Here is a 25,111-nt window from a genome sequence, read left to right as displayed (position 1 = left end):
CGAAGGGATATAAAAAATGAAAATTTTAGCTGATATTCATACGCATACTATAGCAAGCGGACATGCTTATAGTACGATTACAGAAAATATAAAAGCAGCAAGTGAAAAAGGGTTAAAGCTTATAGCCACTACAGATCATACTGAAGGTATGCCCGGTGGAGCGCATGCTTTTCACTTTGCTAACTTAAGAAGTTTACCAGATGAGATTGATGGTGTGAAAATTTTAAGAGGAGCAGAAGCTAATATCATAGATTATGAGGGACATTTAGATGTAGATGAGGAGCTCCTTGGTGAACTAGATATGGCTATTGCTAGCTTTCATCCACCATGCATTGATTTTGCAGATGTGGAGACTGTGACAAGAGGTCTTGAGAAAGTGATGCAAAATCCATATATTTCAATCATTGGACATCCAGGAGATAGTAGATATCCCCTAGATTTTGAACGTATTGTAAAAATGGCAAAAGCAACAGGAACACTTTTAGAGGTAAACAATGCTTCTTTAAAACCAACTAGCTTTAGACCTGGGGTAAGAGAAAGTTTAATAGAGTTGCTTACCTACTGTAAAGCCTATGAAATGCCTGTTGTTTTAGGTTCGGATGCACATCATATGAGTGTGGTAGGTAGGTTCGAAGAATCTATTATGCTACTTGAAGAACTAGACTTTCCAGAGACGTTAGTATTAAATACAAATCCAGAAGCACTTGTAGACTTTATTTCCCAAAAGAGATTGAAATAATCAATTTATTACTGTACAATGATAAAGTAAACAATATGGCGAAAGGGCGATTAGTAGGAAATGAATTCAAAAATCAAAGATGATGTAACAGATAAACTATTTGAAGCCATTTTGACACTGGAAAATGTGGAGGAATGCTATGCTTTTTTTGAGGATATATGTACAGTAAATGAGATTAAATCTCTCGCACAGCGCCTAGAAGTGGCTAAAATGCTACAACAAAAGAAGACTTACCAAGATATACAGCAAATTACTCATGCTTCAACAGCTACTATTAGTAGAGTAAATAGATGTTTAAGCTATGGTTCAGATGGTTATAAATTAATATTAGATAGAGTAGGCAAAAAGTAATTGAAAGCCTCATCATAAAACAAATAAGACAGCTTAAAAGGCTGTTTTATTTTTCCCTGAGTTCAAACTTAAAGGAGAAAAGAAAGATGGATTTTACAAAAGGACTTAATGAAAGACAAAAAGAAGCCGTATTGCATACAGAAGGTCCTCTTCTGATTTTGGCAGGAGCGGGATCAGGAAAAACAAGAGTGCTAACACACCGTATTGCTCATTTAGTAGAAAATAAAGGGGTAAAGCCTTGGTCTATTTTAGCTATTACCTTTACCAATAAAGCTGCAAAGGAAATGAAAGAAAGAATAGGAAACTTAGTGGCTGAAGATGCTGTTAATGAAATGTGGGTAAGTACCTTCCACTCTATGTGTGTACGTATTTTAAGACGGTATGGAGAACGTTTAGGTTATTCACGTTTCTTTACTATTTATGATACAAGCGATCAGAAGACGCTTATTAAAGATACTCTAAAGGCTCTTGATATAAGTGAGAAAAACTTCCCTGTAGGAACTGTTATGGGGGCTATTAGTAGTAAAAAAAATAAACTAGAAACCCCTAAATTAGCAATAATGAATGCTGGGGATGATTATAGAGAAAAAATGCTTGCTAAGATTTATGAGAAGTATCAAGGTAAATTAAAAGAGAATAACGCGATGGATTTCGATGATTTACTTGTTAATACTTATTTACTCTTTAAAGAGTGTCCAGATGTATTAGATTATTATCAAAGTAAGTTCCGTTATATTTTAGTAGATGAGTATCAGGATACTAATGGTGCTCAGTACAAGCTTGTAGAAATGCTAGCACAGGGGTATCAGAATTTATGTGTAGTAGGTGATGATGACCAGTCTATTTATGGCTGGCGTGGTGCAGATATTACTAATATTTTAGGTTTTGAAAAAGACTTTGCTGATGCAACGGTTATTAAGCTTGAACAAAATTACCGTTCGACTAAAAACATACTGGATGCAGCTAATAGTGTGGTTGCTCATAATAAAGGTAGAAAAGCAAAAGCACTTTGGACAGAAAGTGAAGAAGGCGAAAATATCTCTATTATTCCAACAAATAACGAATATCAAGAAGCAGAGACTATTGCTAATACTATCATTCATGCTATAGAAAATGGGGAACGTGAGTATAAAGACTTTGCTATTTTATATCGTACTAATGCACAATCACGTGTACTGGAAGAAAAACTCATTACAGGAGCTATTCCTTACCGTTTATTAGGTGGTACACGTTTCTATGAACGTAAAGAAATTAAAGACTTAGTTAGCTACTTAAAGGTTGTATGTAATAGTAAAGATGATATTGCTATTAAGCGTATTATTAATGTACCTAAAAGAGGAATTGGGGCTGCTAGTGTTAATAACATTGAGGAGTATGCTGAGCGAAATCAAATGGACTTTTTAGAAGCAGCCAGACTCTGCAAAGAAATGGGTATTTTAGGAGCAGGTCCAAGTCAAAAGGTACTTGGTTTTACTGGTTTAATAGATGAATTACAAGAACTAGCTGAAGAAAATGATATTAAGCTTTTACTTGAAACAATTATAGAAAAAACGGAGTTTAGAAATCACATTCGTATGACAGAAGGTGATACAGCAGAAGACCGTTTAAGTAATATTGATGAACTTGTTTCTAAAACTATTCACTATATGGAAACAGCGGAAGATCCAAGCCTTGGAGAATTCTTAGAAGAAGTAGCTCTAGTAGCAGATATTGATAATTATGATGAAGATAGTAACTCAGTAGTCCTTATGACACTTCATAGTGCTAAGGGACTAGAATTCCCAGTTGTATTCATGCCAGGGGTGGAAGAAGGCTTATTCCCAAGTTACATGAGTTTAACAGAAGGTGATGATAAGCTAGAAGAAGAAAGACGTCTTTGCTATGTGGGAATCACAAGAGCTAGAGAAAAATTATTTATGCTTTATGCAGACCAAAGAACAATGTTTGGACGTACTCAATATAGTGCGCCATCACGTTTCATTAGAGAGCTTCCCAAAGAAGTAACAAATTTAGCACAGTTAGATAAGGAAAATGATAGCAGAGGCAATAGACAGGCGTTTACAAGCTCTCATTTTGAAGAAAAGAAAAACTTCACAGGTGGTTTTGAAGGTGGAGTAGAGAAAAGAAGCTTTACTGCCACTACTGCAACGGCACCAGAAAAACGTAGTTTTGCCACAAGGGTACCAGAAAAGCCTGGCTTACCAAGTTTTAAAAAGGTTGGTATGCTAGGAAATATAGGTAAAAAACTGGATAATATACCAGAGCCAGTAGCAGACTTTGTAGCAGGAGATACAATAAGCCATATGAAATTTGGAAAGGGAACTATTCAATCTGTTGATAAGGTGAATAATGATATTTTTGTAACCATTGCTTTTGAAAATGGTGATATTAAGCAGTTAAGCACACGTTTTGCTAAATTAAAGAAACTGTAAAGTAAGCCATTAAAGTAAATAGCAAATTGATACAAATCAAGAGAATAAGAAGTAATAAAGAAAATAGAGTTAGATAATAAATAAAAAATCAAAAGAGAACTAGAACAAAGCTAATAACAAAGCATTGAAGGAGAAGGTATGGTAGAAGGAAATACCAAAAAATTATTAAGAAGTATCATGGCAAAAGCAGCATCTTATGTGGAAATCTTGATTAGTGCCTTACTTCTTATAGGGATTTTAATAGGTGCTATTAATTTAGGAACAGAGCTGATTGCTATGGGGAAAGTAGCATTAATAGCACCAGATATTACAATGCCTGTGGAAGAGTATTTAGCGACTGGATTGCAACTGATTATCGGTGTTGAATTTATTAAGATGATTTCCAAGCATACAGTAGGGAGTACGATTGATGTATTACTCTTCGCTATTGCTAGAAAATTAGTGGTTAGTCATGGTGGTGCAATAGATTTATTATTAGGCATTATTGCCATAGCTATTTTATTTATTATTAAAAGGTACTTTGGTAATAAATGCGAAAGGTGTCCGATTGATCCTGCTAAGGCTAAGCTTAAGGAAAGTTAAGGGAGACTTGGCTCCAAAAGGTAACTTTACTTTTTGGAGCTATTATATTTTGGGGAGTTTTCTATTATAATAGAAGTGAAACTAATAAAAACGAAATATAACACATATCTTAACTATAAAAGTATAAAAGGTTTAAAAGAAGAGGTGAAACAATGAAGGCTGTTGAGCGCATGAAAGAATTAGTCGACGTGCTAGGAAAAGCAGCATATGCTTATGAACAAGAAGATAGAGAAGTCATGAGTAACTATGAATATGATAAGCTCTATGATGAACTAAAAAGGTTAGAAGAAGAAACGGGTATCATATTAGCAGGCAGTGTAACACAAAAAGTAGGTTATGAAATAGCTAGCAGTTTACCTAAAATCACACATCCTAAACGGATGCTTTCTTTAGATAAAACAAAAGAAGTAAGTAAATTAAAAGCTTTTTTAGGAAATCAAGAAGGCTTACTTTCATGGAAACTTGATGGGCTTACCATTGTTTGCATTTATGAAGAAGGACAGCTTGTAAGTGCTGTAACAAGAGGAAATGGATCAGTAGGAGAGGAAATTACTAATAATGCAAAAACTTTTAAGGAATTACCTCTTGCTATTGATTACAAAGAACGTGTTGTATTAAGAGGAGAAGCTATTATTACTTATAGCGACTTTGAACGTATTAATGAGGAACTAGGAGAAAAAGAAGAAAAGTATAAAAATCCAAGAAACTTATGTAGTGGAAGTGTGAGGCAGCTTAATCCACAAATTACAGCTGGTAGAAATGTAAGGTTATATGCCTTTACTTTAGTAGAGGGTGGACCGGATGTAGCAACAAAAGCAGAGCAATTAGAATGGCTTAAAGCGAGAGGATTTAAAGTAGTAGAGTATAAGCATGTGACAGCTAATAATATAGAAGAAACAGTAGCTTACTTTGCGGAAGCGATTAAGTCTCAACCCTTTGCTTCAGATGGGTTAGTACTTACTTATAATGATCGTGAGTACTCAGCATCATTAGGAGAAACCGCTAAATTCCCAAAAGATGCAATTGCTTTCAAATGGCAAGATGAGATTGTAGAAACGAAGTTATTAGAAATGGAATGGAACACTTCAAGAACAGGTCTTATTAATCCAGTAGCTATTTTTGAACCTGTTGAGATTGAAGGAACTACCGTAGAAAGAGCTAGTGTACACAATCTGAGTATCTTAGAAGAATTAAAGTTAGGTATTGGGGATACCATAAAAGTTTATAAGGCCAATATGATCATTCCTCAAATTGCAGAAAATCTTACTCAAAGTGCTAATGTAGAAATACCAGAAGTTTGCCCTGTTTGTGGTGCTCATACCATGATTATGAAAGAAAAAGAGGCTAAAACACTTATTTGTCCTAATAGTAACTGTAAAGCGCAACGTTTAAGAGCACTTGCTCATTTTACAACAAGAGATGCTATGAACATTGAAGGTTTATCAGAAGCCACTATTGAGAAGTTACTAGAAAAAGGCTATTTAAAGGATTTCACTTCCTTATATCATCTAGATCGATATGAAACTGAAGTTATTGAAATGGAAGGATTAGGAAAGAAATCCTTTGATAAGCTTATTAAATCTATTAATAAATCAAGAGATGTAGCGTTAGCTAACTTTGTATATGCCTTAGGTATAGCACAAGTAGGATTAGGAACTGCTAAGCTTATTTGCAAGCATTTTAATAACGAGTTAGACGAGATGATGAAAGCACGCTATGAGCAGCTTATCACAATAGATGGTGTAGGGCCAGTTATTGCTAAGGAATTTGAGGAGTACTTCAATTTAGAAGAAAACAAAGCAATGTTAGAAACCCTAGTAAAAGAAATACATTTTAAACTAGAAAATGTTACGATATCTCAAGAATCACCTATTTTAAATAAAACTTTTGTTATTACAGGTGATGTGAATTACTTTAAAAATAGAAAAGAACTTCAAGCTAAAATAGAAACATTAGGTGGCAAGGTAACGGGATCTGTTAGTAAAAATACAGATTATCTGATTAATAATGATAGTGAGTCAAATTCTAGTAAGAATAAGAAGGCAAAGGAGCTAGGTATTCCTATTTTAACAGAAGCACAATTTCTCGAAATAATAGAGTGATAATGAAAATATGTTAATTAATAATAAGAAGTTGAAAATTATTAGAAAATATCAAAATATCTTTATAAATAGATGTTAAATTAAATTGACATCTATTTATAAACCATATAATATAAGTGTTAAATTGTAGTAATGTTGTCATTCAACATCTATCCTGTCATATAAACTAATGTATTTTGAAATAGATAGGATGCAAAGAGTTATTAGAATTGAGTGCTTTTATTCCTATATGATAAAAGCATTCAATTATTTATAGTAGGATGTTTAAAGTCGAAGGAGGGAACATGATGGATATTATTCAAGCAGCTAAACAGGCTAGGGCAGCAGCTATTCAGTTAGCAGCCATAGATGGAGCTACAAAAAACCAGGCATTACAAGCTATTAGTGAAGCTCTCTTAGAAAATGTAGAGCGTATTAAAGCTGCAAATGCGATTGACTTAAAAAATAGTGAAGAGCAAGGTTTAGAGGCTCCTCTTATGAAAAGATTAAAGTTTGCAGAAGAAAAATTACAAGATGTGGTAGATGGTATTAAAAGTCTTATTGGACTTGAGGAGCCAGTAGGCAAGGTACAAATGCAAACAGAGCTAGATGAAGGACTAATACTAACAAGAATAGCATGCCCAATAGGGGTTATTGGTGTTATATTTGAATCACGCCCAGATGCATTAGTACAAATTTCAACATTAGGACTAAAAAGTGGCAATGCTGTTTTGTTAAAAGGTGGATCAGAAGCAAAAGAAACAAATCGTATTCTTTTTGAAATTATAAGAGAAGCCTCCGTTAAGGCAGGTATACCTGAGGGCTGGATTGTACTTTTAGAAAGTAGAGAGGATGTTAATCAAATCTTGGGAATGGATCAATACATAGATTTACTCATTCCAAGAGGGTCTAATGCTTTTGTAAGTTACATTATGAAGAATACTAATATTCCTGTAATGGGACACGCTGATGGGATTTGCCATGTGTATGTAGATAAAACAGCAGATATTGAGTTAGCAGTAGAGGTAGTAACTGACTCAAAAACACAATCTGTGGCTGTATGTAATGCGTTAGAAACACTATTAGTACACAAAGATATTGCAAGTGCATTCTTGCCTAAATTGAAGAAAAGCTTAGAAGCTAAAGGTGTAGCTATTAGAGGCTGTGAACGTACCCAAAAATTAATAGAAGTACAGGCTGCAACAGAAGAAGATTGGAAAACAGAGTATTTAGATTATATTCTTTCTATTAAAATAGTAGATGATTTAGAAGAAGCTATTAACCACATTAATACCTATGGTTCAGGTCATACAGATTGTATTGTGACTGATAACCAAGAATCAGCAGAAAAATTTATGATGCTAGTAGATTCTGGTAATGTATTCCATAATGTATCTACACGCTTTAGTGACGGATTCAGATACGGATTTGGTGCTGAAGTAGGAATTAGTACTTCTAAACTCCATGCTAGGGGGCCTGTAGGTTTAGAGGGACTTCTAATCTATAAATATAGATTATGTGGTCATGGACAGGTAGTAAATGATTATGCAACTAGAAAGAAAAGTTTTACCCATAAACGTTTAATATAAACAGAGTACTGAGTAAGGGAAAATAACCGAATAGCGAGTTAAGGGGGATGAGCTGTGGAGAATAAGGGACAAGGCCATGATTCCGTTCAAAAAGATAAAATCATCATGGTCAAAAGAATCCTTTTAATGGCAGCAGGGTTACTAATCATTTGCAGTATACTTACTCAAGTATTGTTTCTTTATTTGCAATATAAGTCACATGATACACAGGTGATTGTTTACGAATTAGAACAAGAAGAGAAGTAAACTGCTTAGCTATCAAGCAAAAAGACCATTGTACTCCAATGGTCTTTTTATTTTCTAATAAAACAAAGATTATATAATTTTAACGAGTTCTTAACGGCTATTATATTTTCTTTCATATTGTGTATATAATGCATAAGCTATAATAGAAAATAGAATAGGTCCGGCAGCTGCAAAGATTGTATCCATTAATTTATTTTTAATAAGGGCAGGCTCGATAATAGAGAAAATATTGGCAAAGCCAATCACACAAGTTACAATAATAGTTGCTGTTAAAGCAATACCATAGCTTTTATAGATTTCAAAGGGTTTATGAATGTGGCTTTTTTTCTTAAAGAAAGGAAAGGCAATAGCTAAAAACATATAAGGAATAGTCATAGCAACATTCGTCATATTAATAAGTGTATTAAAAAAAGCAGAAGCACTTTCACCACCAAAAGAAACAAATAAGATAAGTACACAAACAATAACACCTTGAACATACATAGCATTAAGTGGCATATCATTTTTTAAGGCACCTAATTTGCCCGGCCATAATTTTTCAGGAGTACCTTCAATGAGCTGTTTAAGTGGAGAATAAATAAGTGTAAAGAATGCACCTGTTAAAGCTAAGAACATAGCCAGACCTGTAAGGCGGGCAACAATATTACCTATATTTAAAGCTAGTGAAGTGCCAGCACCAAAGGCAGTAGCTAATTCATACCCTAAGTTTTGCATAATAATATAAGTAACATTAGCGGTATTAACACCTTCATTAGAAAGAACAGTATCCCAATTAATAAAGATACCATTACAGAAAATACCTATGGAGTAGCCTATGGAAATAACAATAGCAGCAATAGCAACGCCCTTAGGAAAAGTTTCTTCAGCTTTATGAGTCTGGTCTACCAAACCACCAACAGCTTCAATACCACCGTAAGCAAAAATAGCATAGGTTAAAAAAGAAAAGATAGAAGGTAAAGTTTGATAATTGGGATTAGGAGACTGATAAAAAGCACGTGTAGCTGTTTGGATAGGTTCAGCAAATTGACCACCATTTAAAGCTAAGACAATAAAGCCACCTAGAATAAGGAGGGCATTTAAAAACATAATGGCAGTACCGCCCACAGAAGCAACTTGCTTAATCCAACTAATACCTTTAGAAGAAATATAAGTTACAATAATAATCCAAAGAACGCCAAGTAGGCCAATAACTTGAGTACTATTTAAACCACCGATGGCAAGAAAGCCAGTACGGTCTTCACCAAATAGTGCATTAGACAAAGGAATCCATATACTAGAAGCTACATTAACTTGCCAAATTAAATAGGAGGCATACCACATAAACGTGCCGATAAAAGCATATTTAGGTCCAATAGAAGCACTCATCCAGGAATAGATTCCTCCTTTTTCTTGCTTAAAGGCAGCCCCATATTCAGCCATCATAAAAGCATAAGGTAAGAAGAAAGCTAGAGCTCCTAGAATATACCAAGGAATAGCACCATACCCCATAAGATAAAAAGCTCTAGGCATATTCGCAAAGCCGTAGACGGAGGTAAAGATCATCAGAACTAGAGAAGTAAGTGTTAGTTTTTTTGTGTTTTGTGTTGTCATAAAGACCCTCCCGGTAATGTATAACATTGAAGTCATTTCAATTATTATGTATTAGCGTGTGCAATAAATAGAAAAAAATACTTTTAATCAAAAAAAACATAAAAATATCATTGACAAATATTCTAGATGTGGTATCATAAATATATCCAAAGGATAATTATTATTACTTAGAAATAAAAATTATCTACGAAATTTTTCAAAAATGGGAGGAAATAAAAATGAAAAAATATGTATGTACAGTATGTGGTTATGTTTATGAAGGTGAAGCAGCTCCAGAAGCTTGCCCAATTTGTAAAGCAGGTTCAGATAAATTTAAAGAACAAGCAACAGAAGGCCTTGTTTGGGCTGATGAACACGTAGTAGGAGTAGCTAAAGGCGTAGATGAAAGAATCATTGAAGGTTTAAGAGCTAACTTTGAAGGTGAATGTACAGAAGTAGGTATGTACTTAGCTATGTCTAGAGTTGCACACAGAGAAGGTTATCCAGAAATCGGTCTTTACTGGGAAAAAGCAGCACATGAAGAAGCAGAACATGCTGCAAAATTCGCTGAATTATTAGGTGAAGTGCTTACAGATTCAACAAAGAAAAACCTTGAAATGCGTGTAGCAGCTGAAAATGGAGCAACAGCAGGTAAAAAAGAATTAGCAACACTTGCAAAACAATTAGGATTAGATGCTATTCATGATACAGTACATGAAATGGCTAAAGATGAAGCTCGTCATGGTAAAGCTTTCGAAGGTCTTTTAAATAGATACTTCGGTAAATAATTAATACATTTAACTTAAACCTTGTATTTTACCCCATAAGGAAATTTAACATTGGAAAGTGGCTACATAAAATGTAGTCACTTTTTGCTATTTATAAAGATAGTTTTTGTGTAAATTAACTTTATAAAGAAAAATAAATAGAAAATAGCATAGTTGTATTAACACTTTGTTAATAAAAATGTAAAAAAATGTTTGTTTATAATAAAACTAATACCAGTTATAATTAAATATATTTTAGGATAAAATATACTACAAAAATAAACAAAAAATAGACTAGAACGAGGATAGGAGAAATCATGACTACTTTAAACACTAAACTTATCAATCAACAAGGGTTACATGCAAGACCAGCTACTTTATTCTGTAAAGAAGCATCACAATTTAAATCAGATATTAAATTAGTATATGGAGATAAAGAAGGAAACGCAAAAAGCTTAATCGCTCTTTTAGCAATGGGACTTACATCAGGAGCAGAACTTCAAGTTGTAGCTGAAGGTGAAGACGAAGAAGCAGCAGCTAAACATATGGCAGATTTCATCGGCACTTTCCAAGAATAATTGCTAGCTTAGGAGGAAGAACATATGAAAAAAGGTATTGCAGCTTCCAAAGGCTATGCAATTGGTAATGTTTTTGTCTATGAAGAGAAAGAACTTATTATCACAGATGAAAAAGTTACAGATATAGCAGTAGAACTTGAAAAACTTCAAGGAGCAGTAGCATTATGCAAAGAGCAACTTGAGAAAATCAAACAAAAAACATTAGAAAATGTAGGTGAGCATGAAGCTGCTGTTTTCGATGCACATCTTCTTATCTTAGAGGATCCAGAGTTTGTAGGCTCTGTAGAAGCTGAGATAAAAAATAATAGTATCAATGCTTTAAAAGCCGTTGAAACAGTTTCAAATAGCCTTGTAAGTTTATTTGAAGCTATTGATGATGCTTACCTTAGAGAGCGTGCAGCAGATATTAAAGACGTCTCTAAACGTATGCTAGCTAATTTAGCTGGGCATACAGTTGGTTTAGAGATTTCAGAGGATAATACGATTGTAGTAGCACATGACTTAACTCCATCTGATACAGCACAACTTGATAAAACAAAAGTAAAAGGATTTATTACTAATATTGGTGGTAGAACTTCTCACTCTGCCATTATGGCAAGAACACTTGAAATTCCGGCTGTTGTTGGTCTTGGTGATATTACAAGTGTAGTTAAAAATGGTGATAGAGTTATTGTAGATGGCATTGAAGGAATAGCTATTATTAATCCAGATGAAGCAACTATCAAGGCCTATGAAGCTAAAATCGAAGCTTTTGCAGCTGAGAAGGAAGAACTTAAAAAGCTTCTTAATGTAAAAGTTGTTGATAAGAGCGGCAAACATATTGAAGTATGTGGTAACATCGGTAAACCTAAAGATGCAGATCAAGTATTAGAAAACGGTGGAGATGGTGTAGGTCTCTTTAGAACAGAATTCTTATACATGGACAGAGATGCTGCTCCTACAGAAGAAGAACAATTTGAAGCCTACAAATATGTTCTTGAGACTATGAAAGATAAGAAAGTTGTTATTAGGACACTAGATATTGGTGGAGATAAAACACTTCCCTATTTACCATTACCAGAAGAAATGAATCCGTTTTTAGGTTATAGAGCGATTCGTTTATGTTTAGATCAAACAGGTATTTTTAAAGTACAGCTTAGAGCACTTTTAAGAGCGTCTGTGTATGGTAAGTTAGCAGTCATGTTCCCAATGATTTCAGGAATTGAGGAATTTGAACAAGCAAAAGCTGTGGTAGATGAATGTAAAAAGGAACTTGATACAGAAGGAATTGCTTACTCAAATGAGATTGAGTGGGGAATTATGATTGAGATTCCAGCAGCAGCAGTTATGGCTGATGAACTAGCAAAATATGTTGATTTCTTCTCAATTGGAACAAATGACCTTATTCAATATACTTTAGCAGCAGATAGAATGAGCGAAAAAGTTTCTTATCTTTATAACCCAATGCACCCTGCTGTTTTAAGACTTATTAAAATGACAATTGAAGGTGCTCATAAACATGGTAAATGGGTTGGCATGTGTGGAGAAATGGCAGGAGATGAAGCAGCTATTCCAACACTCCTTGAGTATGGACTAGATGAATTTTCTATGAGCGCAACCTCTATTTTAAATGCTAAAAAGATCTTAATGAATCACTAAAATAATTAATATCGATAAAAGGTATATAAAAGTAAAAATTTTATATACCTTTTATTTTTTTATTTACAATTAGTATACCGAGTGGTATAGTGAAACATATCATATGATAGAGAAAAATAGTAGAGTCATATAAAAATAGGGAGAATCCATGGATAACAAAGAAAAAATTCTAACCTGTGCATTAGAACTCTTTTCAGATAGGGGGTATGATGCAGTAGGTGTACAAGAAATTGTAAATGAAGCGGGAATAACTAAGCCAACTTTATATCATTATTTTGGAAGTAAAGAGGGATTACTTCAGTCCTTATTAACGTTGAAACATGAAGGACTGATAAAAAGGCTTAGCCAAGCAGCAGAGTATAAAGGCGATTTACCTTTAACAATGTATCGGCTTACACAAGCTTATTTTGACTATGCAAAAGAGAACAGAATCTTTTACCGTATGCTACTAGCCATGAGGTTTTATCCTCCGGCTAGCGATGGATATAAAGTGGCAAGGCCACTTGTTAATGAACAGATTCGAGTATTAGAGGAACTTTTTACTAAAGCGTCTATACAGCATGGTAATATGAAGGGAAGGCAAAGAACTTATGCCATTACTTACTTAGGAATGGTCAATGCTTATATTGAATTGCATGACAACGAGGATTCTTTAGAAGAGGATAATCTTATTAGAAAGGCAACACATCAATTTATGCATGGTATCTTCTCTTAAAAGGATAAGTTTGATATAAACAGAAGCTAATGAGATAGATGAAAGGGGTAGAAAAATGGCAGAATGGATTAAAGAGGCAATATTTTATCACATTTATCCTCTGGGATTTTGTGGAGCACCAAGAGAAAATAGTAAAGACTTGATAGTAGAAAATCGCATTTCCCGGGTAATAGAATGGATACCACATCTGAAAAATTTAGGTGTAAATGCTATTTATTTTGGACCAGTATTTGAATCAAGTCGTCATGGTTATGATACAATGGATTACTATCAAATAGATAGACGATTAGGTAGTCATTTAGATTTCAAGGAAGTTTGTAATCAGCTACATGCTGCAGGTATTAAAGTTGTTTTAGATGGGGTTTTTAATCATGTAGGGAGGGACTTTTGGGCATTTAAAGACTTACAAGCAAAAAGAGAACAGTCTCTTTACAAGGATTGGTTTGTTAATATTAATTTTGATGGAAATAGTCCATATAATGATGGGTTTTATTATGAAGGCTGGGAAGGACATTTTGATTTAGTAAAACTCAATTTAACACATCCAGAGGTAATTAGGCATATTTTCGGAGCGGTTAAAAGCTGGATAGAAGAATTTCAAATAAATGGCTTAAGATTAGATGTGGCTTATTGCATGGATCAAGAATTTTTAGGAAAGCTTGTAGCATTTTGTTTAGAACAAGATCAAGAGTTTTGGTTGATGGGAGAAATGATACATGGAGAGTACTCACGTATAGCGAGAAGTGGCTTATTGCATTCAGCAACTAACTATGAATGTTATAAGGGAATCTACTCAAGTCATAATGATAAAAATTATTTTGAGATCAACTATTCTTTAAATCGTTTATTTGGGCAAGGAGGAATATATAAAGACTTATTATTATATAACTTTATAGATAATCATGATGTTAATCGCATTACTAGTAGTTTAAAGAAAAAAGAGCATTTGACAAATGTATATACATTACTTTTTACTATGCCAGGAATCCCCTCTATTTATTATGGAAGTGAGTGGGGAATACTAGGTGACAAGGCAAATGGAGGAGATGAGGTGCTAAGACCTTGCCTTAATTTAAAAGAGTTATTGCAAGAAGATCAAAATATAGTAGAACATATTAGGGGGCTTGCAAGGATAAGAAAAAATTCAGAAGTTATTTGTAATGGTTTATATGAACAAGTATTAGTCAAAAATGAACAGCTAGTATTTGCACGTGTATATCATAATAAGAGAGTATTTGTCGTGCTAAACTTAGCGGAGCAAGAAGTAACATTATATTTTAAAGTAGGGCAAGAAAGTAAACTAAAAGACTTATTACACGATGAAAAGTATTATACTCCAATAGGAGGAAACGTGGGAATAAATATGCCTCCATTTTCAAGTACTGTTTTAGAAGGAAATTACTCTTGAAGAGGATAAGAAAATAAGGTAAGCTATGAGAACAAGATAAATATAGAGAGGGGAAAAGATTTGTACGATAATCTAAGTATAAGAGATGGCCATATGCATACACCATTTTGTCCTCATGGGACTAAAGATACTTTAGAAAGCTATATAGAGAAGGCGATAAAGGAAGGAAGAAGAGAAATAACGTTTACAGAGCACTTTCCTATGCCAGAGGGTGTTACTACAGAGACATTTCGAAGAGAGTGTACATTGTTAGAAGAAGAAATCCCAGCCTATATAGAAGCCATCGGAAGAGTAAAAGTGAATTATAAAGAACGTATAGCGATTCATTTGGGTTTTGAAGTAGACTATATAGAGGGCTATGAGAATAAGATTACAGATACTTTAAATCAGTATGCTACAACTATCGAAGACGGTGTTTTATCAGTGCATTTTGTGAAATTTGAAAATCAGTATTATGCGATAGATTACTTGCCAGACTTTGAAACACTCCTTACTAAGATACAAAGCCTAGAAAAAATTTATGATTTATATTTTGAGACAGTTCTTAAATCTATAGAAGCTGACTTAGGGAAATATAAACCTAAGCGAATCGGACATCCTACGTTAGTTCGTATTTTTAATAAAAAATATCCTATAGCGTATGAAAATGAATGTTTGTTTCAAGCAATCGTTACAGCTCTTAAAGAAAAAAAGTATGAGATCGATTTTAATATGGCTGGATTAAAGAAAGAGTTCTGCAAGGAGACTTATCCTTCTGGCAGACTTTTAGAACTTATAAAAAAAGAGCATTTGCCATTAATATTGGGGTCAGACGCACATTGCGCAGAACAGGTTAAAATAGACCTATCTTCTTTCTAGAAGATAGGTCTATTTTATAAATTATTTTATAAAAAGATTATATAATCAAGTATAACTTTTTATTTAAACATAAGATAATAATTGTGAAAATATAACTATTTTTTTAATAACTATTTACAATTTATATTCAAAATTATATAATAAGCATAAATTGATTGATTAAATTATATTTTTAAGTAAGGAAACTAAATTCTACAGTCGAAGAACATTGAGAAATGGGGGTAGCTTATGAAGAAGAAGCCATTTTTTTTGAAAAAACATGGAATCGATACCAATAACGATACCATAAAATCATTAAAAGTGAATCGTCACAAGTTTAAATTGAAGAATCAACTCATAGCCATTTTTATAGTCATTAGCTTAATCCCTACGTTGATTATTATGGCGATGAGTATGAATATTACAACTCGTTCTACTCAAAATGTCGTTGGAGATTATTCTCAAAAAATAGTGGAGCAGCTCAGTTATAATATAGAAAACTATATTTCTGTGGCTAGGACTACTATGGGTGATATTGTAGGCTTTCAAAAGTTACAGAATTACATAAAGAAAGTCAATCAAAATGATATGGTAGGAGCATCTACTTATTTTGGAGATGTTAAGGAAAGAGTAAGAAGCACTTTGAAAACACAACAAGCTATTTTAGGCTTTTGCGTATTGGTTAATGATAAGAAGATTTATCAAGAAGCTAATATCTCTTTTGATTTTGATGTAGAAGCTTTTTCTGCAAGCGAAGCTTATACAAGAGTTCAAGAAATACCAACTTCTGAATTTTATTGGTTTACATTAGAGGCTGATGGAGAACGAAATATTTATTTGGTTAGAAAAATGCTAAACTCTAATGATACATTATTAATTGCCCTTATGAATAAAGATTATTTAAATGAGCTATTAGAATTAGCAGATCTAAAAAAAGATATATCTATGATGATTGTAGATGCTCAAAATCAAGTTATTACAAGCAATAATAATGGTGTTATTGATGAAAAGCTTATTACTTATATGAGAGAATCATCAAATACAACAGAAACACTTAATCTTTCTGATAATTTGGTAAGCTTCGTAAAGACCAGTAATGGTTGGGGAGTTACTAGTAGTGCAGCTATGGATAGTTTATTAAAAGACTACCATGATGATAGTAGAGTAATCTTTATTGTTGTAGGTGTCATACTATTAGTGGTTATCTTGATAAGCATTCTTATTAGTAGAAAAATTACAAAGCCTATTGTTAAAATGGCTTCATACATGATGCGTGTAGAGAAAGGACAACTTAGTTTTAAACAGGAATTAGAACAAGAATTAGAATATAACAATGTAGAAATGCATATTTTAGTAAAAGGTTTTACGAGTATGCTAAATACCTTAGATAGTATGATAGGTAAAGCTAAAGCAGTTACTTCTTCTGTATATGAGCATACGCAGTCACTTCAAGATATGGCACAGGATACAAGTTTATCAGCAACAGAAGTAGGAAAGACAATTGAATCTGTAGCATTAGGTGCACAAACTCAGAACAAGGAAATAGAAGAATCTGTTACACTTATTAATGTGCTTTCAAATAATATTAATAAAGTAACAGATTCGATGGAACACATTAGGAAAGCTTCTAAACAAACAATGAGTATGAGTGAAGCAACTAAAATACGCCTAACGGATCTTTATAATGGAGCTCAAAATACTATTCGAATTAGTGAGAAAGTAAGCGAGTGTGTGCAAGAATTAGGTGAAGAAGCAGAAGGAATTCATAAGATTTTGGATATGATTCAAAATGTTAATGGACAAACAAATTTACTTGCATTAAATGCTGCCATTGAAGCAGCTAGAGCAGGAGAAGCTGGAAAAGGCTTTGCTGTCGTTGCAGATGAAGTAAGAAAGCTCTCAGTACAAACAGAAAGTGCTATATCTAATATAGCGAGTACACTGCAGATTATCGAAGAAAAGAAAAAGCTTACTTTAGAACAATTAATGATGGCCCTAGAAGTATTTAATAAACAATTACCAATGGTAAATGGTGTAACAGAAATATTCACAGATATTGATACTAAGATGAAAGAAGTGGATATTTCACTTAATAATGCCCATCATATGATTGGTAAAGTAGTAGAAGAGAAAGAAGCAGTAGAAAAGAAAATGAAATATATTGCTCAAGTTGTAGAAGAAGCTGTAAGTGTTACAGAGGAAGTTAGTGCTGAAACAGTTGAACAAATTGAGGCATCAAAAAGTATTACACAATTAGCTGATGAATTAGCGCTAACGGTTGAGCAACTTGAAGAAAGCTATAAGATGTTTAATTAAGAATTCTATTGGTAAAAATACATAAAAAAATAATTTAAAAAATATTATAAAATATATTGATTTTTTAATAAAAGACGTATAAAATGAAAATATAGAAATTGGAAACGATTTCGATGTTTATATTGTATAAAACAAAAAAATGGATATTACGATATAAATCAAATATGACTAAATTATTATTATAAAATAGTATAAGATTAGTGTAATGTATATAACCAAAAAACAGCATGAGTAACTAGAAAAAAGCACATAACCTTGGGAACGATACCGTATCATAATAATTTAAAGGTAAAATCAGTATAAGTTATGATCAAAGTTCTTATGGCTTATATATAGTTATAAGAGTTTGATATAGATGAAGTAATTAATTATTTAAATGGGCGAAAGTCCAAAATAAGGGGGATATTTATGAGTAAAAAATTATCACTTGCAATGAGTATGGCATTAATCGGTGCAATGAGTGTATCAATGGTTGGTTGTAATAAAACAACACCAACATCAGAATCACCAGCACCAGCAGAAACACCAGCTGAATCAGTAGCACCATCAGAAGCACCAGCAGAAACACCAGCTGAAGCTGAAGTACCACAACCAGAAGATGGCGCAAAACTTACTCTTTGGGGTGCAGCAGATGACCAAGAAATGTTAACACAAATGGCAGATGCTTTTAAAACAAAATATGCTGACAAAAACATTGAAATCACTTTACGTGTAAATGGCGAAGATACAGCTAAAGACGAAGTTCAAAAAGACTTAGATGCTGCAGCTGACGTTTTCTCAATCGCTCATGACCAACTTGGATCACTTGTTCAATCAGGAGCTATTTATGAAAATACTCTTTTTGCTAAAAATGTAACAGATAATGATTCAGAAGGTGCTATTACTGCAGCTACATATGATGGAAAAATCTATGGTTATCCAAGTGCTTCAGAAACATACTTCTTATACTATGATACATCAATCTTTAAAGCAGAAGATGTAGCATCTCTTAACACTATTCTTGATGCACAAGTACCAGATGGTGTAACAAAATTTGGTTTTGATATGGGTAATGCGTACTTCTCAGGAGCATTCTTCTTAACAAATGATTGCCAATTATTTGGTGAAACAGGTGCAGATGAAACAGTTTGTACATTCAACAATGCTGGTGGTTTAGAAATGGCTAACTTCATTGCTGGATTAAAAGCTAAAGGTGCTGCAGCATTAGATGACGCTGCTGCTGGTACTCAATTCGAAGCTGGTAAATTAGGTGCATATGTAGGTGGACCATGGAAAGCAGCTGATTACAAAAAATTCTTAGGTGATCGTTATGGTGTGGCTAAATTACCAACAATCAACACAGGATCTGCTGACAAACAAATGAAATCATTTGCTGGATACAAATTATATTGTGTAAAATCTAATACACAATATCCAGTTGCAGCAATGACACTTGCAGACTTCTTAACAAATGAAGAAAATCAAATTAAGAGATTTGAAATGAGACAACTTCTTCCAACAAATAAAACAGCAGCTTCAAATGAAAAAGTTACTTCAGATGCAACAGTAGCAGCAACACTTGCTCAACTTGAATTCGGTGTAGCAATGCCATCTGTTCCTAAAATGAGTAACTTCTGGACTCCAACAGGTGCATTCACAAAAGATGCATTTGATGGTAACATTCAAGCAGCTGATATGCAAGCTAAACTTGATAGCCTTGTAAGTGATATCCTTCAATAATAGGATTGCTTAAAACTAAATGATATGAGTAAACAATATTTGTTGCGACTTTAGTTGCAGCAAATATTGTTATATATGCATATTATTCTAATACTGACTGAATGGAGGAGCTTGTATGAGTGAAGTAGCAGTTGAAAAAACTAAAAATCAAAGACCCAAGAAACAAAGTACCAATATCTTCTCAGTATTTGCAAAAGGAGATGCATTAACTAAGCTTTCCTTCCTGATCATGGGAAGTGCAAATATTGCTAGAAAACAATTTTTAAAAGGAATCATTTATTTAATAGCAGAAATAGCATTTATCTATTATATGGTTGCTATAGGTGTAGATAAATTAATAGGATTTACAACATTAGGAACCCAAGCACAAACACAGGTATATGATGAAGTTATTAAAATTAATAGAACAGTACCAGGAGATAACTCCATGTTGTTCTTAATTTATGGCGTAGCAACATTAGCTATTATCCTTGTATTTATATTACTTTATGTAAGTAATGTTTATAGCGCTTATAAATTACAAAAGTTGATTGAAGCAGGCAAACCTGTACCAACATTGAAGCAAGAAATAAAAGAGTTATTTGATAAACGTTTCCATGTAACCTTAATGACACTTCCTGTTATTGGTATCATGGTGTTTACAGTACTACCACTTTGCTATATGATTTTAATAGCATTTACTAACTATGATATGGATCACCAACCACCAGGACAATTATTTACTTGGGTAGGACTTGCAAACTTTGGTGAAATGCTTAACCAAGGTTCGAAATTTGGTGCAACTTTTGGACCAGTTCTAGGTTGGACATTAGTATGGGCAGTTGTTGCAACCTTCTCTAATTATTTCTTTGGTATTGTCTTGGCACTTATGATTAATAAAAAGGGAATTAAACTTAAGAAAATGTGGCGTACAATATTTGTTATAACAATGGCCATTCCACAGTTTATTTCTTTATTAATCATGAGACAAATGCTTAATGATTATGGGGTTATTAATGTTGCTTTACAGAATTTAGGATTAACTTCTAAAGCTGTTCCTTTTTTGACGGATCCAACATTAGCACGTATATCTGTTCTTACTGTTAACTTGTGGGTAGGTATTCCTTACACAATGCTAGTAACTACAGGTATATTAATGAATATCCCTAATGATTTATATGAAGCTGCTGAGATTGATGGAGCATCCAAGTTGAAAGCATTTACAAAAATTACAATGCCATATGTTGTTTTCGTAACAGCACCTTATTTAATCACACAATTTATTGGTAATATAAATAACTTTAATCTTATTTACTTCCTTACAAAAGGAGAGCCTATGACGACAGATTATTACTTCGCAGGAAAGACAGATCTCTTGGTTACATGGCTCTATAGATTAACAGCTGATAGAAAAGATTATAGTAGAGCATCGACTATTGGTATTGCAGTCTTTGTATTATCAGCAATATTTGCCTTGATCGCTTTCCGCTTTACATCATCTAATAAGCAGGAGGAGGATTTCCAATGAGCAAAAATAAAATGGGTATGCAAGCCAAAAACAAAATTAGTAACACAGCAGTGTATGCTATATTAACAATCTTAAGCATTATATGGATAATACCTATTGTATGGATTATCCTTACCTCTTTTAGAGAAGAGCGAGGTGCTTTTGTCAATTATATTATTCCTAGAGGCTTTACTATTAATAATTACATTAATTTGTTCACTAATACCACATTTCCATTTGGAAAATGGTTTATGAATACTTTTATTGTTGCAGTAATTTCATGTATTTTAAGTACCTTTATTAATGTGTCAACGGCATATGTTATGTCTAGATTGCGTTTTAAACTTAGAAAAGCTTATATGAATTTTGCATTAATCATAGGTATGTTTCCGGGATTTATGTCCATGATAGCAGTATACTACATCTTAAAAGCAATTAATCTTACTCAAAGTTTAACGGCTTTAGTATTAGTATACTCAGCTGGTGCAGGTATTACTTTCTACATAGCAAAAGGTTTCTTTGATACCATTTCCAGAGAAGTAGATGAAGCTGCTATGTTAGATGGTGCTACTAAAGCACAAGTATTTACCAAGATTGTTATACCTCTTTCAAAACCAATCTTAGTAAGTACAGCACTTCAAGCCTTCATTACCCCTTGGATGGATTTCATTTTTGCTAAATTCATCATGGGTGATAATTATGAAAAATACACAGTAGCTATTGGTTTATTTACAATGGTTAGTAAAAAAGATAATATGGATCCATATTTTACTATGTTCGCCGCTGGTTGTGTATGTATCGCTATTCCTATTGTACTTTTATTTACATACTTACAAAAATACTATGTAAGTGGTATTACTGGAGGAGCCGTTAAAGGATAGGTGAAGCATGAAAAAAAGATGGTCTTTTATCATACTTGTGATGATTATATGCTTAATAGGTGGTTGCAGTCATGCAAAAGAAGAACCACTTATTCAGGATAAATATAGAAATTACTATGAGATTTTTGTGTACTCCTTTTGTGATAGTAATGGAGATGGTATAGGAGATTTAAATGGTGTAACCTCAAAACTAGATTATCTAGTGGATTTAGGTATTGATGGTATTTGGCTTACACCTATTATGCCATCGGATACGACTCACAAATATAATGTAGAGGATTACATGGCCGTAGATTCTACTTTTGGAACGATGGAGGATTTTGATCGTTTAATGGAAGAATGTAACAAGAGAGGAATAAATGTAATCTTAGATTTGGTTGTTAATCATACATCTACCAAACATCCTTGGTATTTAAAGGCTTTGGATGAGGTTAAAGCAGGCAAACCGGGGAAATATGCAGACTATTACTCCTTTGTACAAAATGAAGAAGAAAAAAATAGCCTAGACGATGAAGGGGGCTACCATTCAGCTGGAATTGGTAATTATATGTATGAGTATGCCTTTACAGATAATATGGCTGCACTTAATTTGGAAAATAAAGAAGTTGTAACTGAAATCAATAACATCGCTAAGTATTGGTTGGATAAGGGTGTAGCAGGTTTTAGGCTAGATGCGGTTAGACATTATTGTTTTGATCAAGCAAAGAGTATTAACTTTTTAAAGGAATTTTATAAATACTGTCAAACCATTAATCCTGAAGTTTACATGGTAGGAGAAGTATTTAGTAGTGGTAGTATGATTGAGACCTTTTATGAGACAGATATTGATAGTTATTTTAACTTTATGTTTGCAAAAGCTGATGGACGCATTACTTCTAACTTAAGAGGTAGGGCTGGTGCAGACTTTGTTCAAAGTCTGTATAAATGGCAAGAGCGTATTAGTAAGGTGAAAGCTAATTATATTGATGCTAATTTCTTATCCAATCATGATACAGACCGTTATTTTGGGGTCATTGGTAAAGACAACATCAAACAGAAAATGGCTGCTAGTATGTATTTGATGATGCCAGGTAATAGTTTTACTTATTATGGAGAAGAAATTGGTATGTTAGGTTCAGGACATGATGCTAATAAACGAGCACCTATGGTATGGTCAACAGAGTCAGACGAGGAAATGACTACTCCTATTCCTGAAAGTGACAATATACCTACTATAGAAAAAGGTGTTAAAGAGCAAGAAAAGGAAAAAGATAGCTTGTTTGCTTTTTATAAAAAAGCACTACATATAAGACAACAAAATCCTGAGATTGCAAGAGGTAGAATAGAGCCTATAGAATTAGAAGATAAGCAAATGGGTGCGTACACAACTATTTATAACGATTCTAAAGTTATTATTATTCATAATCTAGGAGATCAAACTAAAACGATAACGTTAGATACGAGTACGTATGACTATAGTAAAATTCAAGATTCCTTACTAACAGGCAATGAAAAAGCAACATTAAAAGGTAGTGAAATAACATTGCCACCTATGTCTACAGTAATCTTAAAATAAAGGGAGAGTTATACAAAAGCTACAAGTTTTAAGGCTTTTCTCATCCTAGCTTAAATGTTATGAGCTAGGATGAGAACGACTTAATCTTGTAGCTTTTTAATATGAAGTAAAAAGGGAAAAATACTTAATAAAAGGAATAAAATCACTTGACATATAAAAAGGGTTTAGGTATAATGATGAAGTCGACTGAAAAAGAGACAAGTTATTGTCGGGGTGTGGCTCAGTTTGGCTAGAGCGCCTGATTTGGGTTCAGGAGGCCGCAGGTTCGAGTCCTGTCACCCCGATGCTAAGACCAGTTAAGTTATTATGACTTAACTGGTCTTTTTGCTAGTTAAGAATTGCTATATAAAAATGATTATATTTTTAGTTCCTAATATAAAGAAGCTAACATTATTGTTAGGTAATTGTAAGGTGAAGTGACTAGTTAGGGTACTAAAGGTAGATTATAATAGTATAGGCTATGTAGCATGGGAAAAGAAGTTAGGAGAGAATGAATATGTCTATTTTTGAAGCGATTATTCAAGGAGTATTACAAGGAATTACAGAGTTTTTACCTGTTTCAAGTTCAGGGCATTTAGCTTTGTTTCAGCATTTTAGTAAGGTAGAAGCTGAGAGCTCAGGCTTTATTATGGCACTTTTGCATTTAGGAACTTTAGTAGCTATTTTTGTGGCCTTTCGTGAGACGATATGGGCTCTTATTAAAGAAGCATTAAGTATGCTAAAAGATATTTTTACTTTAAAGTTTACTTTAAAACAAATGAATGATGAACGTAAGATGATTGTGATGCTCATTGTAGCAACACTTCCGCTAGTTATTTTGTATCCATTTAAGTCGGTATATGATAGCATTGTAGCAAAGGGTGGTTTGCTTTTATTAGGCTTTTGCTTTTTATATACTTCTGCCATTTTATTTATTTCAGATCGAAAGGACAATGGTAAAAAGACTGTTAGAGAAATGAGTTATGGCAATGCTCTCTTTATAGGTCTATTTCAAGGGATAGCACTATTTCCTGGAATATCTCGTTCAGGATCAACTATTGGGAGTTCATTAATTGCAGGATTCTCTAAAGACTTTGCAGTTAAATTTTCATTTATTTTAGGTATTCCGGCTATTTTAGGAGGCTGTCTAGTAGAAATAAAAGAAGCAATGGAAACTTCCGTGCCTGTTGAAATCTTACCAATGGTAATTGGTTTTGTAGTGGCAGCAATAGTAGGTTATCTTTCAATTAAGATGATTGATTGGTTGGTTAAAACAGATAAATATAAAGTGTTTGCTTATTATACATTGGTGGTTGGAATCATTACCTTAGGAATTAATTTTTTAGGATAGTAAAATATAAACAAAAAAATGTCATGCATAGATATTTAAATCCTATGCATGGCATTTTTTACAATCAGGCTCATGTATTTAATTATATCACCTATTACAATGGCTAAAAAGACATAACAGTGGCTCATCAGCATTTTAATGAACTTTTTGAGGAAGGTAGTAGGTTATGAAAGCTAAATCAATGAGTGAGGAGCTCCTAAAGTCTTGGCCGTGCACCCTAAGCTAGGAGACTAAGACCTTAAGACTCTGAATTTAAACTTTTTTGTGAAAAACTTGTAAAATAGATAAAGCT

20 protein-coding genes and 1 tRNA gene are annotated in these 25,111 nt (G+C 33.3%); 20 read left to right on the top strand and 1 reads right to left on the bottom strand.

The genetic code is table 11. The annotated features are described in order from the left end of the window. Positions 1-16: 16 nt before the first annotated feature. From EKH84_RS17840 to EKH84_RS17810, 7 genes are all read left to right on the top strand, one after another. The gene (locus EKH84_RS17840; protein ID WP_127067345.1) at positions 17-739 is read left to right on the top strand and encodes a phosphatase; all 723 of its coding nucleotides are present in this window, start codon (positions 17-19) and stop codon (positions 737-739) included. A gap of 60 nt (positions 740-799) precedes the next feature. Next, positions 800-1,090 (top strand): YerC/YecD family TrpR-related protein, encoded by a 291-nt coding sequence (locus EKH84_RS17835; protein ID WP_013657965.1) that lies wholly within the window; start codon positions 800-802, stop codon positions 1,088-1,090. 86 nt (positions 1,091-1,176) lie between these two features. Next, a complete protein-coding gene (gene pcrA / locus EKH84_RS17830) occupies positions 1,177-3,522 on the top strand; it encodes a DNA helicase PcrA (protein ID WP_013657964.1) in 2,346 nt (781 codons plus the stop codon). Between the two features lie 138 nt (positions 3,523-3,660). Next, positions 3,661-4,104, top strand: coding sequence for a hypothetical protein (locus tag EKH84_RS17825; RefSeq protein WP_013657963.1), 444 nt, complete (start codon positions 3,661-3,663; stop codon positions 4,102-4,104). 152 nt (positions 4,105-4,256) lie between these two features. After that, positions 4,257-6,206 carry an NAD-dependent DNA ligase LigA gene (gene ligA / locus EKH84_RS17820; RefSeq protein WP_127067344.1) on the top strand — a complete coding sequence of 650 codons (1,950 nt, stop codon included), beginning with the start codon at positions 4,257-4,259 and terminating at the stop codon, positions 6,204-6,206. Between the two features lie 260 nt (positions 6,207-6,466). Next, entirely contained in the window at positions 6,467-7,774 is a 1,308-nt protein-coding gene (locus EKH84_RS17815) for a glutamate-5-semialdehyde dehydrogenase (protein ID WP_083801294.1), read from the top strand. 54 nt (positions 7,775-7,828) lie between these two features. Beyond that, positions 7,829-8,020: a hypothetical protein gene (locus tag EKH84_RS17810; protein WP_013657960.1), complete on the top strand. Its 192-nt coding sequence runs from the start codon at positions 7,829-7,831 to the stop codon at positions 8,018-8,020. Positions 8,021-8,110: 90 nt separating this feature from the next. On the opposite strand, the gene yjeM is transcribed toward EKH84_RS17810, so the two are convergent. After that, entirely contained in the window at positions 8,111-9,610 is a 1,500-nt protein-coding gene (yjeM, locus tag EKH84_RS17805) for a glutamate/gamma-aminobutyrate family transporter YjeM (RefSeq protein ID WP_013657959.1), read from the bottom strand. A gap of 218 nt (positions 9,611-9,828) precedes the next feature. Between yjeM and EKH84_RS17800 the strand changes: the two genes are divergently transcribed. The 13 genes from EKH84_RS17800 (at position 9,829) to EKH84_RS17740 (ending at position 24,819) form a co-directional block, all read left to right on the top strand. Continuing rightward, positions 9,829-10,377: an NADH peroxidase gene (locus EKH84_RS17800; RefSeq protein ID WP_013657958.1), complete on the top strand. Its 549-nt coding sequence runs from the start codon at positions 9,829-9,831 to the stop codon at positions 10,375-10,377. A 296-nt stretch (positions 10,378-10,673) separates the two neighbouring features. Then, a complete protein-coding gene (locus EKH84_RS17795; protein ID WP_013657957.1) occupies positions 10,674-10,934 on the top strand; it encodes an HPr family phosphocarrier protein in 261 nt (86 codons plus the stop codon). Positions 10,935-10,958: 24 nt separating this feature from the next. Further along, on the top strand, positions 10,959-12,572 hold the full coding sequence (gene ptsP / locus EKH84_RS17790; RefSeq protein ID WP_013657956.1) for a phosphoenolpyruvate--protein phosphotransferase: 1,614 nt from the start codon (positions 10,959-10,961) through the stop codon (positions 12,570-12,572). 148 nt (positions 12,573-12,720) lie between these two features. Then, the gene (locus tag EKH84_RS17785; protein WP_013657955.1) at positions 12,721-13,287 is read left to right on the top strand and encodes a TetR/AcrR family transcriptional regulator; all 567 of its coding nucleotides are present in this window, start codon (positions 12,721-12,723) and stop codon (positions 13,285-13,287) included. A gap of 55 nt (positions 13,288-13,342) precedes the next feature. Continuing rightward, a complete protein-coding gene (locus tag EKH84_RS17780; protein ID WP_013657954.1) occupies positions 13,343-14,695 on the top strand; it encodes an alpha-amylase family glycosyl hydrolase in 1,353 nt (450 codons plus the stop codon). 60 nt (positions 14,696-14,755) lie between these two features. Continuing rightward, positions 14,756-15,553 carry a histidinol-phosphatase HisJ gene (hisJ, locus tag EKH84_RS17775; RefSeq protein ID WP_127067343.1) on the top strand — a complete coding sequence of 266 codons (798 nt, stop codon included), beginning with the start codon at positions 14,756-14,758 and terminating at the stop codon, positions 15,551-15,553. 228 nt (positions 15,554-15,781) lie between these two features. After that, positions 15,782-17,848 carry a methyl-accepting chemotaxis protein gene (locus EKH84_RS17770; protein ID WP_127067342.1) on the top strand — a complete coding sequence of 689 codons (2,067 nt, stop codon included), beginning with the start codon at positions 15,782-15,784 and terminating at the stop codon, positions 17,846-17,848. A 408-nt stretch (positions 17,849-18,256) separates the two neighbouring features. Continuing rightward, positions 18,257-19,567: an extracellular solute-binding protein gene (locus EKH84_RS17765; protein ID WP_127067341.1), complete on the top strand. Its 1,311-nt coding sequence runs from the start codon at positions 18,257-18,259 to the stop codon at positions 19,565-19,567. A 115-nt stretch (positions 19,568-19,682) separates the two neighbouring features. Continuing rightward, complete coding sequence (locus EKH84_RS17760) at positions 19,683-21,074, top strand: carbohydrate ABC transporter permease (protein WP_127067340.1); 1,392 nt, start codon at positions 19,683-19,685, stop codon at positions 21,072-21,074. Continuing rightward, entirely contained in the window at positions 21,071-21,934 is an 864-nt protein-coding gene (locus EKH84_RS17755) for a sugar ABC transporter permease (RefSeq protein WP_013657949.1), read from the top strand. The genes EKH84_RS17760 and EKH84_RS17755 overlap by 4 nt, the downstream gene beginning before the upstream one ends. A gap of 7 nt (positions 21,935-21,941) precedes the next feature. Next, complete coding sequence (locus EKH84_RS17750) at positions 21,942-23,489, top strand: alpha-amylase family glycosyl hydrolase (RefSeq protein ID WP_127067339.1); 1,548 nt, start codon at positions 21,942-21,944, stop codon at positions 23,487-23,489. Between the two features lie 209 nt (positions 23,490-23,698). Next, positions 23,699-23,773 (top strand) — tRNA-Pro (locus EKH84_RS17745). A 212-nt stretch (positions 23,774-23,985) separates the two neighbouring features. Further along, entirely contained in the window at positions 23,986-24,819 is an 834-nt protein-coding gene (locus EKH84_RS17740) for an undecaprenyl-diphosphate phosphatase (RefSeq protein ID WP_127067338.1), read from the top strand. The last annotated feature ends 292 nt before the right edge of the window (positions 24,820-25,111 follow it).

This window comes from Cellulosilyticum sp. WCF-2, from assembly GCF_003990395.1.
Classification (GTDB): Bacteria; Bacillota; Clostridia; order Lachnospirales; family Cellulosilyticaceae; genus Cellulosilyticum; species Cellulosilyticum lentocellum.
Note: the sequence above shows the minus strand (reverse complement) of the source record. Positions and strands in the feature narration are given on the sequence as shown.